The organism is Streptomyces sp. RLA012 (genome assembly GCF_056270325.1).
This window is the reverse complement of the sequence record NZ_JBWDPA010000002.1, coordinates 10,060,865-10,072,793: the sequence shown is the minus strand read 5'-3', so window position 1 is coordinate 10,072,793 and position 11,929 is coordinate 10,060,865. Positions and strand designations below refer to the sequence as shown.

Annotated in this window: 11 protein-coding genes; 4 read left to right on the top strand and 7 right to left on the bottom strand. The window is 70.2% G+C overall.

All coding sequences use genetic code 11. From position 1 onward, the window contains the following. Nucleotides 1–621: 621 nt before the first annotated feature. Nucleotides 622–1,776 carry a hypothetical protein gene (locus RV986_RS45800; protein ID WP_475923004.1) on the top strand — a complete coding sequence of 385 codons (1,155 nt, stop codon included), beginning with the start codon at nucleotides 622–624 and terminating at the stop codon, nucleotides 1,774–1,776. Between the two features lie 99 nt (nucleotides 1,777–1,875). Here the strand turns inward: RV986_RS45800 and RV986_RS45795 are convergent, their stop codons facing one another. The 6 genes from RV986_RS45795 to RV986_RS45770 all read right to left on the bottom strand — a co-directional run bounded on the left by RV986_RS45795 (nucleotide 1,876) and on the right by RV986_RS45770 (nucleotide 7,722). Next, the gene (locus RV986_RS45795; protein WP_475923003.1) at nucleotides 1,876–2,481 is read right to left on the bottom strand and encodes a GOLPH3/VPS74 family protein; all 606 of its coding nucleotides are present in this window, start codon (nucleotides 2,479–2,481) and stop codon (nucleotides 1,876–1,878) included. Between the two features lie 227 nt (nucleotides 2,482–2,708). Next, a complete protein-coding gene (locus RV986_RS45790; RefSeq protein WP_475923002.1) occupies nucleotides 2,709–2,882 on the bottom strand; it encodes a CsbD family protein in 174 nt (57 codons plus the stop codon). A gap of 218 nt (nucleotides 2,883–3,100) precedes the next feature. Then, entirely contained in the window at nucleotides 3,101–4,027 is a 927-nt protein-coding gene (locus tag RV986_RS45785) for an SGNH/GDSL hydrolase family protein (protein ID WP_475923001.1), read from the bottom strand. 223 nt (nucleotides 4,028–4,250) lie between these two features. Continuing rightward, the gene (locus tag RV986_RS45780; protein WP_475923000.1) at nucleotides 4,251–5,198 is read right to left on the bottom strand and encodes an SDR family NAD(P)-dependent oxidoreductase; all 948 of its coding nucleotides are present in this window, start codon (nucleotides 5,196–5,198) and stop codon (nucleotides 4,251–4,253) included. Between the two features lie 152 nt (nucleotides 5,199–5,350). Then, nucleotides 5,351–6,133 carry an SDR family NAD(P)-dependent oxidoreductase gene (locus RV986_RS45775; RefSeq protein ID WP_475922999.1) on the bottom strand — a complete coding sequence of 261 codons (783 nt, stop codon included), beginning with the start codon at nucleotides 6,131–6,133 and terminating at the stop codon, nucleotides 5,351–5,353. Further along, the gene (locus tag RV986_RS45770; protein ID WP_475922998.1) at nucleotides 6,130–7,722 is read right to left on the bottom strand and encodes an acyl-CoA synthetase; all 1,593 of its coding nucleotides are present in this window, start codon (nucleotides 7,720–7,722) and stop codon (nucleotides 6,130–6,132) included. The genes RV986_RS45775 and RV986_RS45770 overlap by 4 nt, the downstream gene beginning before the upstream one ends. Nucleotides 7,723–7,899: 177 nt before the next feature. Here RV986_RS45770 and RV986_RS45765 point away from each other — a divergent pair, with 177 nt between their 5' ends. From RV986_RS45765 to RV986_RS45755, 3 genes are all read left to right on the top strand, one after another. Continuing rightward, nucleotides 7,900–8,718 (top strand): enoyl-CoA hydratase/isomerase family protein, encoded by an 819-nt coding sequence (locus RV986_RS45765; RefSeq protein ID WP_475924669.1) that lies wholly within the window; start codon nucleotides 7,900–7,902, stop codon nucleotides 8,716–8,718. Between the two features lie 159 nt (nucleotides 8,719–8,877). Further along, complete coding sequence (locus tag RV986_RS45760; protein ID WP_475922997.1) at nucleotides 8,878–9,936, top strand: alcohol dehydrogenase catalytic domain-containing protein; 1,059 nt, start codon at nucleotides 8,878–8,880, stop codon at nucleotides 9,934–9,936. A 1-nt stretch (nucleotide 9,937) separates the two neighbouring features. Further along, complete coding sequence (locus RV986_RS45755) at nucleotides 9,938–11,092, top strand: acyl-CoA dehydrogenase family protein (protein WP_475922996.1); 1,155 nt, start codon at nucleotides 9,938–9,940, stop codon at nucleotides 11,090–11,092. Between the two features lie 41 nt (nucleotides 11,093–11,133). On the opposite strand, the gene RV986_RS45750 is transcribed toward RV986_RS45755, so the two are convergent. After that, nucleotides 11,134–11,841, bottom strand: coding sequence for a TetR/AcrR family transcriptional regulator (locus RV986_RS45750; RefSeq protein WP_475922995.1), 708 nt, complete (start codon nucleotides 11,839–11,841; stop codon nucleotides 11,134–11,136). Nucleotides 11,842–11,929 lie beyond the last annotated feature (88 nt).

Below are 11,929 nucleotides of genomic sequence, written 5' to 3'. Positions count from 1 at the left end.
CGCGTACACCGCCACCATCAGGCATGCTCCGCACCAGCCTTCTCGCTCACGGCGCCGCGCGAACGCGGACACGCCATCCGACCGTGGTGCCGGGACGGGCCACCTGGACGCACGGCGATAATTGATGACCGGACGAGAGCCTGTCAATGGCTTCGATTCCGAGGCCACCGATTTCCAGAACAGCCACTTATACAACCGAATTGTGGATACGCCAGCCGTGCACCAAATAAGAATTCCCAAGAGCGTGCAACGGTTCGACGCAGCGGCCATCTCCCTGCACAGACACCCGAATTAACAGGTGTGATTCCTCGACGCCACCCCTCTCCGGCGCACCGGCACCACCCGCACCCCGACAGGGTTGCGAATGCGACTCGAAATTCTCCCGGCGTCGCCGCACCTCGAACCGGATCACTCATTATGGACGTCCGAAACCGCACAAAGATTTATGGTTTGAGGGCCATCAGAAAAGGGGAAAGATAGAATTTTCTTCAACTTTCCGATGCACCGCACATAGCGGGAGAAAAGCGGATGTCCGTGATCCGGGCGGACCTCGCCTCCGGGCCCGCGACCTGCACCGACCATACTGGGAGCGCACGCCGCCCCCCAGCCGCAAAGTGACTCATGCCCAAGTCCTCCACCGCCCGTGCCACCGTTCCGGAAACCGTCTGGCTGACCCGCGGACGCCACGCCGGGCCGGCCCCGGAGGAGATCCTCAGAGAGAACCTGCGGACCCTGAAGGCCGACGAGACGATCCAGGACTTCCTGGAGGCCGAGCACCCCTCGGCACCCGACGGCCGTGTCTTCGAGGCCCGCTGGCTCGTCGCCGACGCCGTCACGGTTCGGGCACGGCTCACGACCGACGGCCGCGGGCGGGCCGACGAGGAGCCGAGCTGGACACTGGCGGCCGAGGCGGAGCGGCCCTGGGACCTCGCGTGGCCCTCCCCCGCGACCATGTTCTGGCCCGACGAGGGCGCGATCCCCTGGGACCACGACCTCGTGGCGGGACTCCGGCTGCGGGACATCAACCCGTTGCCGCAGGAGGACAAGACACTGCGCCGCCTGCTCAAGGAGGCCGCGCAGCACAGCTGGAGCATCAACGTCGTCGTCCACGAGGCGATGACCACCGACCACCGCGGCCGCCTCCCGCTGGCCCGCCTGCTCCCGCCCGGGCTGCGGCACCGTGTCGTGGAACACCGAGCGGCGCCCGAGCAGTTCCAGGCGGTCAACTGGGCGCTGTACGACCTGGGCGTGCGGGTGCCGCGCGGCGGCGCGGTGATTCTGCCCGGCTCCTCCGCCCGGCCCGGATACGACGAGCAGGACTTCTCCGTACGCAGTGTGTTCCTCGACGGTTCGGAGCCGACGGAGCTCCTGGAGAAGGTCGTACGGTATGCCGCGCTGCCCTGGCCGCTGCCGGATGAGGCGGAGGCCTTCCTCACCGGTCTGCGGGAGGACTGGCGTCTGCTGACGCTGGAGGAGGCACGCGCGCTGGTGGCCGTCTACGCCGAGGCGCTCGACGCCATGACGAAGTCGCGCGACCAGTACCGTGAGGCGACCGAACTGGCGCATGCGGCGCTGGCCGAGATCAAAGCCCTCCACGGTACGACGGCCGGCTCACAAGAGACGCCCGACAGCCAGGACGGGCGTCGGCTGCCCCAGCTGACGAGGACGTTTCAACGCGTCGCGGACTCCCTGCGCGTACGGCGCCCGGCGTCGCACGACGACGGCTCCGGCCGGGATGCGGACGCACCCGAGAACGGGCCCGGCACGCCCGGGTGACGGCTGCCGGTCACGGCCGACGGCCCGAGGCCGAGCCGCCCGCCCCGACCTCGTCGGCCGGGTCCGCCGGGTCGACCTCGTCGGCCGGGTACGGACTCGTCACGCGCCTCGCCAGAGGTTGGCGAACGCGGAGTTCTCGATGGCCCGCCGCTGGCGTACGGCTTCCAGCTCCATGACCGCCTCGTGCACGGCGGCCAGTACCGTCGTCACCGCGTCGTCGGTCACCGCCAGTGCGTCCGGCGTCTGCTCGGCGTGCATCCCGACGGCCGCCGCGAGGGCGGCGAGGACGGGCTCGTCGGACGCCCAGCGGTTCCTGGCCCGGCTGCGGGCGGGTGAATCGACCACCACCACCCGGGCGGCCCCGAAGGACATCCGGCGAGGGCGCTGCCGCGTCAGCTGGCCGTGCCCCTCGAGGTCGGTCAGATAAGCCGTGTACAGACCGCGGCCCCTGCGCCACAGCCAGTCCTCCACCGACTCGTACGGCACTTGCGGCGCGAGCGAGGCCGCGGCCTCGGCCAGCAGGGGATCTTCCGCGGTCGGCTGCGGGGCCGGCACGATGCGGTCGCCGTCCAGCACGAGGGCCTCGGAACGCAGGAGGTCGATCAGCTCGGCCCCGGCCAGCGCGAGCGACAGGTCGCCCTGTCCCACGGGTCGGCTCGGGTCCAGGTCAAGGGCGATGATCAAGAGGTCCTTGGCCGTGGTCATGAAGAGCTCCCCACAGAGGCGTCGCCGACGACATGTCGCTGAACAGGTGTCCTGCTCGGGACTCTAGCGCCCCTCCGCCGCCGCGAGCCTGCGGCATGGTCGTTCGGCCACCGGTGGCCGCCACCGTGGTCGGGTGAGAGCACGAAGAGAGGGGCCCGTCGCGTGGGCGACGGGCCCCTCTGTCGTTGCTGTCCACCCCTGCTTTCCGCCCCGCGGGCCGCAAGGCGTCAGTGGCGGAAGGTGTCCTTGGCCTTCTCCTTGGCCTCGCGCACGTCACCCTTGGCCTTTTCCGCACGCCCCTCGACGGTCATCCCCTCATTGCCGACGGCACGGCCCGTGGTTTCCTTGATCTTGCCCTTGGCCTGCTCCGCCTTCGCCTTGGCTTTCTGCTCGCGAGCCATGGAACTCACCTCTCAGCGATCTCTCCTGTCACGTGCTCGCCCGTTCTTCGCGTCACGTGCTCTCTGACCGTGTGACCCCCCACAGATCTTGCAAACCTGCCGGACTCGCCAGATATGCCACATATGCCAGATTTACCGGGCCTACCGACCTGCCGACCTGCCGACCTGCCGAGGCTTCCGCGCCCGGGCAGCGGCGGACGGGCAGCGGTGGACGGCGATCAGTGGTGTCCGCCACCCTTGGACAGCCGCTTGAGGACCGCCTGGGCCATGGCCGCCTCACCCTTGGCGTTGGGATGTGCGGGGGCGGCGGGCGAGGCGGGCCGCAGCGGCTCGATCCACCGATCGGCGGGCGCCTTGCACATGTCGTGTCCGATCGTGGGCTTGTACGTGTCCACGTATTCGGCGCGGTTGAACCGGGCCACCGTACGCATCATCAGGTTGAGCCGCTTGCCGACGTCACGCAGGTAGGCGAAGTCCTGTGCGGCGAACGGGACGGACGGATAGCAGCCGCTGCCGTCGTCGGGCAGCAGGTCCGGGTAGCCGACCACGAGGACGCGTGCGTGCGGGGCCCGGTCGTGCACGGCGCGCAGCACACGCGCCAGCTTGGGAGCCGTGTCGAGGATGTTCAGCGTCAGCCGGTCCACACCCGAGGCGTTGTAGTACTGCCGGCACGGGCTTCCCGAGAGATCCTGGGAACTCAGTGCGACGCAGGTGCCGATGATGGAGCTGAAGCCGATGTCGTTACCGCCCATCTGAACGGTCACCAGATCCGTGGAGCGCCCCAGGGCGTCCAGTTGGGGGCCGTTGGTTCCCTGCGGCTTCCACATCTCCTCGGTCGTGGCACCGCCGCAGCTCACGTCCTTGAAGGTGTCGACCGACCGCCGCGCGGCGACGAGCGACGGGTAGTTCTGGTCGGACCGGGCGCAGTTCGCGTCGACCTGACGGGGAATCAGCGGCCCGGAGGTGTACGAGTCACCGAGCGCCACATACTCCGTTCCGCGGTGCGAGTGCGATCCGTTCGCGGCGGCGGGAGACGCGGAGACGGCTCCGAGGAACAGGACGCCGCAGCCGAGGGCGGCTCCCAGTGCGGGAGCGTGTCGCCGTCTCCGGGGGGTGTCGCCCGGGACCACGTGATGGTTCGTCATCGTCTCTCCTCCGTCGCCACTGACGCGGCAAGCGCGACCGCAACCGTCCCCGCACCCGGCCGTGTTCGAGCGCCGCCGCCAGGAGGAGCGCCGCTCTTGCAGGCTCAACATCGCTTGTATACCGGCCGGTAGGTCGCGCGAACAGAGGTCGGTCACGACTGCTTCGTACGTCCTGCCGACCGGCGGCGCGGGAGGAGACCCGAGAGAAGACCCGAGTGGCTGCCTACGAGGACACGGACCCCATGTCCTGCGGGAACTGGTGCTTCAGGAACGAGCCGGACCAGGACATCAGGTCGGAGGGCACGTAGTAGCCGGTCTCGTCGTTGATCGCGTCCCAGTTCTCGGCGACGTCCTCGACCGAGGCCGGGCCGTCCTCGTGCGCGTAGCCCTCGGTCGAGGCGATGAACAGCCGCGCGAAGCGACCGGCTCCGGCCGTGTAGATCTCCCCGTTGACCGGGCAGCTCTCATGGGCGAGGAAGGCGACCATGGGCGCCACCGCCGCCGACGGCATGTACGGCATGCCGGCGGCGCCCTGCGCGTTGTCGTCGTCGGCCGGATCGCCCCCGCCCATCCGCGTCAGGGCCGCCGGCGCGATCAGGTTGACCTTGATCCCGTGCGGCTCGCCGGCCAGTTTCGCGCTGCGGGCCAGCCCGACCACACCCGCCTTCGCCGCCGCGTACGACAGGTTGTTGTCGAGGCCGAACAGTCCGCTCGACGTCGTCAGCACGACGCGGCCGTAGCTCTGCTCGACGAAGTGCGGCCAGGCGGCTCGCATCGTGTTGAACGAACCGACGAGGTGAACGGCGAGGTGGCGCTGGAGGTTCTCCAGATCGACCTCCGGCAGGCCGCCCCACCTGATGATCCCGGCGTTGTTGACGAGGACGTCGACGCGGCCGAAGCGTTCGAGCGCGGAGTCGATGATCGCCTGGCCGCCCGCCGGTGTGGACACGTCGTTGGTATCGGCCACCGCGTCGCCTCCGGCGGCGACGATCTCGTCGGCGACCGACTTCGCGGGCCCGACGTCGACGCCCTCGCCCTCCATCGATCCACCGAGGTCGTTGACGACCACTTTCGCTCCGCGCTCCGCCAGGAGGCGGGCATGGGCGCGGCCGATGCCGCGGCCCGCGCCGGTGACGACCGCGACGCGCCCTTCGAAGCTGAACTCGTTCATGGGTGACTCCTGTCGTACTGCGTTGTCGCTGCGGACCTCAGCCCGCATTACTTTAAACCGACCGGTCGTTACACACAATGGATCGGCCGTGCACTCCCTCAGTGGGCTCAGCACGCTCAGCGGACCCAGCGGGCTCAGCGGGCTCAGCGGGCTCAGCGGGCGGTCCAGCCGCCGTCCACGGTGAGCGTGGTTCCCGTGACGAAACGGGAGGCCTCCGAGGCGAGGAACACCGCGGCGCCGCCGAGCTCCTCGGTGGCGCCCACCCGGCCCATGGGGGTGCTGTCCACGATCCGCTCGCCCCAGCGACTGGCCAGCAGCCCGGAGCTGAGGTCGGTGTGGAAGTAGCCCGGCGCGAGGGCGTTGACGCGCACTCCGCGGTCGGCCCATTCGACGGCGAGCGCCTTGGTGAGCGCTTCGACGCCGCCCTTGCTCGCCGCATAGGCGGCGATCCGCTCGAAGCCGGTCCTCGCGTGCACCGACGAGACATTGACGATCGAGCCGGAGCGCTGCTCCAGCATCACCTTGCCGGCTTCGCGGCAGCAGTAGAACGTGCCCTGCAGGTTGACGTCCAGCACCTGCCGCCAGTCCTCGTCGGTGACCCGCTCGCTGCGGGTGAAGTGGGGGCTGGTGCCCGCGCAGTTGACGACCGCGTCCAGCCGGCCGGTCCACTCGGTGATCCGCCCGACCATGGTCCGGACGGCGGCGGAGTCGGTGACGGATCCGGGCAGTACCAGCACCTTGCCGCCGTGCTCGGCGAGTTCGGATTCGAGCCGTTCGAGGTCCGACGCCGTTCGCGCCGTCACCGCCACGGTCGCGCCGGCCTGGGACAGGGCGACGGCGATCGCCCGGCCGAGGCCCTTTCCGGCGCCCGTCACCCAGGCGGTCCTGCGGTCCAGCCGCAGCTCGCTGTTCACATCGGTCGCCGCGGCGGTCATGGCCGGCCTTCCGTGGGGAGGTCGCGCAGGGTCCGCTTGAGGACCTTGCCCGAGGGTGTACGGGGCAGTTCGTCGACGATCTCGAAGCGGGCCGGCACCTTGAACCTGGCCAGCCGTGCCCGGCAGAAGTCCCGCAGTTCCTCCGCTCCGGCGCTCGCCCCCGGCCGGAACACCACGAACGCCCTCGGGACCTCGCCCCAGCGGGGATGCGCCAGGCCGACGACGGCGGCCTCAAGGACGGCGGGGTGCTCGTACAGGACCCGTTCGACCTCGGGTGTGGCGATGTTCTCGCCGCCCGAGACGATCATGTCCTTCTTGCGGTCGTCGATGAACAGGAAGCCGTCCTCGTCGAGGTGCCCGATGTCGCCGGTGTGGAACCAGCCGTCCTTCAGCGCGGCGGCCGTGGCCTTCTCGTCGCGCCAGTACCCCGCGAAGACCTTCGGGCCGCGCAACGTGATCTCACCGAGCTCGCCCGCGGGAGCCTCCTTGCCCGTGTCGTCGACGATCCTGACCCGGGTGTGCGGAACGGGGCGCCCGACCGAACCCAGTTTGGACAGCGCGTGCTCGCGGTCGAGGAAGGTGTCGCCCGAGACCGTCTCGGTCAGCCCGTACGCGTCGGCGAACCAGGCGTTCGGGAACGCGGTCATGATCCGTCGCAGCACCGGCTCCGGGGTCTTCTCCCCGCCGCCCAGGACGAAACGGACCGACGCGGTGTCGTACGTCTCGCGGTCCGGGACCTCCAGGACCGCGTTGACCATGGCGGGCGCCAGCCACACATTGGTGACGCGGTGCTCCTGGATGGCGCGCAGAGCGTCCGCCGCGTCGAACTTGCGTTGCAGGACCAGCCTTCCGCCCGCGTACAGGACCCCGAGGGCGGGCATGTCGAGGCCGCCGACGTGGTACAGGGGGCCGCAGACCAGGGTGGTGTCCGCGGCGGTCAGACCGAAGTGGACGATGTGGGCCAGGTTCTTGGCCTGCAGGTTTCCATAGGTGATGCACACACCCTTGGGCCGTGAGGTGGTGCCGGAGGTGTACATCAGCCGCTGCAGGTCGTCCGGCGCGACGTCCACGGGCTCCACCAGGGCGCCCGGGTGCCGGGCCAGCAGGTCCTCGTAGCCGGTCCACGGCCGCGCGGGAGTGTCGTCGCCGACGAGGATCCGGTGCTCCAGGTCGGTCAGACAGCCGGCGCTGCGCTCCACCGCGGGGACGAACTCCGGCTCGGTGATGATCGCCCTGGCCTGGGCGTGACCCAGGATGTACTGCCACTCCTCCTCCGACAGCCGGTAGTTCAGCGGCAGGAAGACGGCTCCGAGGCGGTTGATCGCGTAGACCAGTTCCAGGAACTCGGGCCGGTTGTACAGCAGCAGCGCGACGATGTCGCCCCGCCCGATGCCCCGTTCGGCCAGACCGGCGGCCAGCCGATTGACCCGGGCATGGAATTGACGCACCGTCAGCTGCTGCTCGCCCTGCACGACGACGACGGCGTCGGGCCGCTGGGCCAGGTGGTAATCGAGGATGCTCGCGAAGTTGTGCACGGGACTCTCTCGCTGGGTCGTGTTCGACGTCGAACGCTGCCTGCCGCGGCTCACGCGGTCACTGTGCGATATCCGGGATTCATTGTTCCGCCCGGTCGAAAGCAATGGTCGGCCGGAATCCGACCGGTCGGTTGCCCACCCCCAAAATTTAGTGTACCCATTGGTCTATAAAACCTGTGTGCCGCACTTTACGACGCCGTGACCGCATCGACAACCGTCCGCGCGTTCGCGATGTCGCTTCCGCAGACGAGGAGGGCCTCTGTGCCACGCGTCCGGCTCGATCTCGACGGCCCTGTCGTCACGGTCCGTCTCGACAGCCCGCCGTTGAACGCCTTCGACTCCGCCCTGCGGGCGGAGCTCTCCGCCTGTGTGCGCGAGCTGGCCGACGCCCGGGACGTACGGGCCGTGGTGCTCTACGGCGGTGAGCGGCTCTTCGCCGCCGGGGCGGACATCAAGGCCCTGGCCGGGATGGGCCCCGAGGAGGTGCGGGGCTGGAACCGCGCGTTGCAACGGACGTTCGACGAGGTGGCGCGGCTGCCGATGCCGGTCGTCGCCGCGATCACCGGGTACGCGCTCGGCGGCGGTATGGAGCTGGCCCTCGCCGCGGACTACCGGGTGGCGGCCGACGACGCCGTCCTCGGCCAGCCGGAGGTGCAGCTCGGCATCATGCCGGGTTCGGGCGGCACCCAGCGGCTCACCCGGCTGATCGGACCGTCACGGGCCAAGAACCTGCTGATGACCGGCCGCCGGATCGCCGCCGACGAGGCGCTGCGCCTCGGGCTCGTCGACGAGGTCGTCCCCGCGGGGTCGGCGTTCGACGCCGCCCTGAGCTACGCCCGGCGGCTCGCCGAGGGGCCGGCGGCGGCCCTGGAGGCGATCAAGGAGTCGGTGGACCACGGCGCCGACATGGGCATCTCCGCCGGACTCGCCCTGGAACGGTCCCTGTTCACCGGCGTCTTCGGCACGGCGGACGCCACGACCGGCATCCGCTCCTTCCTCGAACACGGCCCCGGACACGCACGCTTCGAGGGCCCCGACCGGGCCCCGTAAGGGGTGCGGGGCTGTGACATACGCGGCTCCGCCGCGTGGGCGCGCCCAGCCACGACGGCACGGCACCCGAGAACGGCGACCACGGCAGACACGGCGAACGGCAAAGGGCGCACGGCGCACGGCGCACGGCGCACGGCGAACAAGAATGGGGTGGAGAACATGGAGGCACTGCGCTGGCACGGCGCACGGGACCTACGCCTGGAGGAGGTCCCCGAGCCGCCCGAGCCAGGTCCCCACGAGGCGGTCGTGGACGTGTCCTGGTGCGGCATCTGCGGCACCGACCTGCACGAGTTCCTCGAAGGCCCGCACATGATCCGCGAGGGCCCGCATCCCCTCACCGGCGCCCGGCCACCACTGGCCCTCGGCCATGAGCTGAGCGGCACGGTGGTCGCGTTGGGCGCGGAGGTGCCCGGGATCGGGATCGGCGACCGGGTCACCGCCGACCCCTGCTGGCGCTGCGGCGTCTGCTACTGGTGCACCCGCGGCGAGTACCACCTGTGCCCGAAGGGCGGCTCGGTGGGCCTTGCCTCACCGGGCGCCTTCGCCGAGCGCGTCACCGTGCCGCTCGCGGGGCTGACGCGCCTTCCGGACAACGTGAGCGACGAGCTGGCGGCCGTGGCCGAGCCCCTGGCCGTCGGTCTGCACGCCGTCACCCGGGCCGGGGTGCGGCCGGGCGACAACGTCCTGGTCGTGGGCGGCGGACCGATCGGCTTCGCCGTGGTCCTCGCGGCCCGTATGGCCGGCGCGGCCGGGCTCTATGTCAGCGAGCCGCTCAAGGAACGCCGGGAGAAGCTCCTCGAACTCGGCGTCACCGAGGCCTTCGACCCGCGCGAGACCGACGTACGCCGTGCGGTGTTCCTGCGGACCCGTCGCATCGGCCCGGACGCCGTCATCGACGCGACCGGCGTGCCACAGCTCGCGGCGCAGGCCGTCTCCACCGTCCGCCGTGGCGGCCGGGTCGTGCTCGCGGGTGTCGGCCACGGCAGCGTCGAGTTCGACATGGGGCAGCTCGTCTTCTACGAGCGCTCGGTGCTCGGCACGCTCGGCTACACCTTCGACATCCCCCGTGTGATCGATCTGATGAGTACCGGGCGCCTGGACGCCTCGGCCCTGATCACCGGGCGTCTTCCGCTCTCGGGAGGAGCCGAGGTCTTCGCGGACCTGGCCGCCGACCGCGCCCGGCACCTCAAGGTGCTGCTGACCCCGAAGGAACTGTGAGATGGATTTCGACCTGCCTGAGGAGACTCGGGCCCTGCAGGACATGGTCCGCGAGTTCGCAGCCAAGGAGATCACCCCGCACGCGGCCGAGTGGTCGGAGAACGAGCACTTCCCGACCCAGGTCTTCACCAAGCTGGGTGAACTCGGCCTGATGGGGATGCTCGTTCCCGAGGAGTACGGGGGCGCCGGCTCCGACACGGTCTCCTACGTCGCGGTGATGGAGGAACTCGGCGCCGCCGACCAGTCGGTCGCCTCCTCCTGGAACGCGCACTCCACCATCGCCTCGCTGCCGTTGCTGGCCTACGGCACCGAGGAACAGAAGCAGCGCTGGCTGGCGCCGTTGGCCCGGGGCGAGGCGATAGGGGCCTTCGGCCTGACCGAGCCGGACGCCGGTTCCGACGCGGCCGGTATCGCCACCACCGCGCGGCGGGCGGACGGCGGCTGGGTGCTCAACGGCACCAAGATGTTCATCACCAACGCGGGCACCGGCATCAGCCAGGGCGTCACCCTGCTGGCCGTGACCGGCCGGAACGAGGACGGGCACAAACGGTACGCGACCTTCTACGTGCCGACCGGCACCCCGGGCTACGCCTGCGGCCACAAGCTCAAGAAGCTCGGCTGGCACGCCATGGACACCCGGGAACTGGTCTTCACCGACTGCTGGATCCCCGACGACCATCTGATCGGCGAGGAGGGCGGCGGACTGCGCCAGTTCCTGTCCGTGCTGGACAAGGGCCGTATCAGCGTCGCCGCCCTCGGCCTCTCCCTCACCAAGGCGGCACTGGCACTGGCCGTCAAACACGCCACGGAACGGCACCAGTTCGGCCGCCCGCTCTCGGACTTCCAGGCCGTCGCGCACAAGCTCGCCGACATCGGCACCGAGTTCGAGGCCGCCCGTTGGATGGTCTACCGCGCCGCCTGGCTCGCCGACCAGGGCCGCCCGCACAGCACGGCGGCCGCCATGGCCAAGCTGTACGCCTCCGAGGTCGCCAACCGCGCGGCCTCTCAGGCGGTACAGATCCACGGCGGCTACGGCTACGTGCGGGAGTCGGAGATCTCCCGTTTCTACGCCGACGCGAAGATCCTCGAAATCGGCGAGGGTACGAACGAGATCCAGCGCAATGTCATCGCCAGAGCGCTGGTGAAGCGGGCATGAGGCGGCATCCCGCGGTACGCCGTGGCGCACCGCGGGTCCGGTCAGCCACCGACAGCCGCCGGCTGCCACTCCGCTTCGGGGTCGAGCGGCAGGTCGGGACGGTCGCGCTTGAACGCCGCGGCCCGTTCCTCGACGTCCGGCAGGGCGTGGTCGGACGCGCCGAAGCCGCGGAACAGGGTCGCGCAGTACTCGCGCGACAGGAACGCGGCGTCCCACTGCCCCTCCGGGCGCACCCATTGGTACGTGTGGTTGTGCAGGTTGAGGAACTGCAGGGTCGCCAGGCGCGGCTGGAACGCACGGAAGACGCCCTGCTCGACGGCCTCCGCGAGCAGGCCGGAGACCAGGTGCTCGAAGTCGGCACGCTGGCCCAGCAGGGTCTGCAGCTCGTCGCCGCTGAGACTGCGGTAGTCGTGCTCGTAGACCCAGATGTGGTCCAGCCTGCGGAAGATGATCGTCAACAGCGACTCGGAGAGCAGGCGCAGCCGCAGCAGGGGGTCCTCGTCGAGCTCCGTGATCTGCCGCGCGCGGGACAGCAGCGGGCGCATCACCCGCGACTGGATCTCTATGAGCAGGTTCTCCTTGGAGCCGATGTAGTAGTACAGGGCTCCCTTGGCGAGCCCGACCGCGCGGCCCAGGTCGTTGATGGAGGTCGCCGCGTAGCCCTGTTCGGCGAACAGGGAGGCCGCGATGTCGATGATCTTCTGGCGTCTGACTTCGAAGCCCGGCCCATGACCCGGTGGTCGTGGCATTGATTCACTCCCCGCCTGATGTGACGACGTGTCTCGGCCGAGACCAAGCCGACGCCCGCTCCGGACGGCCTTCGGCGCATCCGGGGGG

What these genes read in the sequence shown, in the direction of transcription:
- RV986_RS45765 (WP_475924669.1), top strand. Translation starts at nt 7,900, where the DNA reads ATGTCGCTTCCGCAGACGAGGAGGGCCTCTGTGCCACGCGTCCGGCTC.
- RV986_RS45775 (WP_475922999.1), bottom strand. Translation starts at nt 6,133, where the DNA reads ATGACCGCCGCGGCGACCGATGTGAACAGCGAGCTGCGGCTGGACCGC.
- RV986_RS45780 (WP_475923000.1), bottom strand. Translation starts at nt 5,198, where the DNA reads ATGAACGAGTTCAGCTTCGAAGGGCGCGTCGCGGTCGTCACCGGCGCG.
- RV986_RS45755 (WP_475922996.1), top strand. Translation starts at nt 9,938, where the DNA reads ATGGATTTCGACCTGCCTGAGGAGACTCGGGCCCTGCAGGACATGGTC.
- RV986_RS45785 (WP_475923001.1), bottom strand. Translation starts at nt 4,027, where the DNA reads ATGACGAACCATCACGTGGTCCCGGGCGACACCCCCCGGAGACGGCGA.
- RV986_RS45800 (WP_475923004.1), top strand. Translation starts at nt 622, where the DNA reads ATGCCCAAGTCCTCCACCGCCCGTGCCACCGTTCCGGAAACCGTCTGG.
- RV986_RS45760 (WP_475922997.1), top strand. Translation starts at nt 8,878, where the DNA reads ATGGAGGCACTGCGCTGGCACGGCGCACGGGACCTACGCCTGGAGGAG.
- RV986_RS45750 (WP_475922995.1), bottom strand. Translation starts at nt 11,841, where the DNA reads ATGCCACGACCACCGGGTCATGGGCCGGGCTTCGAAGTCAGACGCCAG.
- RV986_RS45790 (WP_475923002.1), bottom strand. Translation starts at nt 2,882, where the DNA reads ATGGCTCGCGAGCAGAAAGCCAAGGCGAAGGCGGAGCAGGCCAAGGGC.
- RV986_RS45795 (WP_475923003.1), bottom strand. Translation starts at nt 2,481, where the DNA reads ATGACCACGGCCAAGGACCTCTTGATCATCGCCCTTGACCTGGACCCG.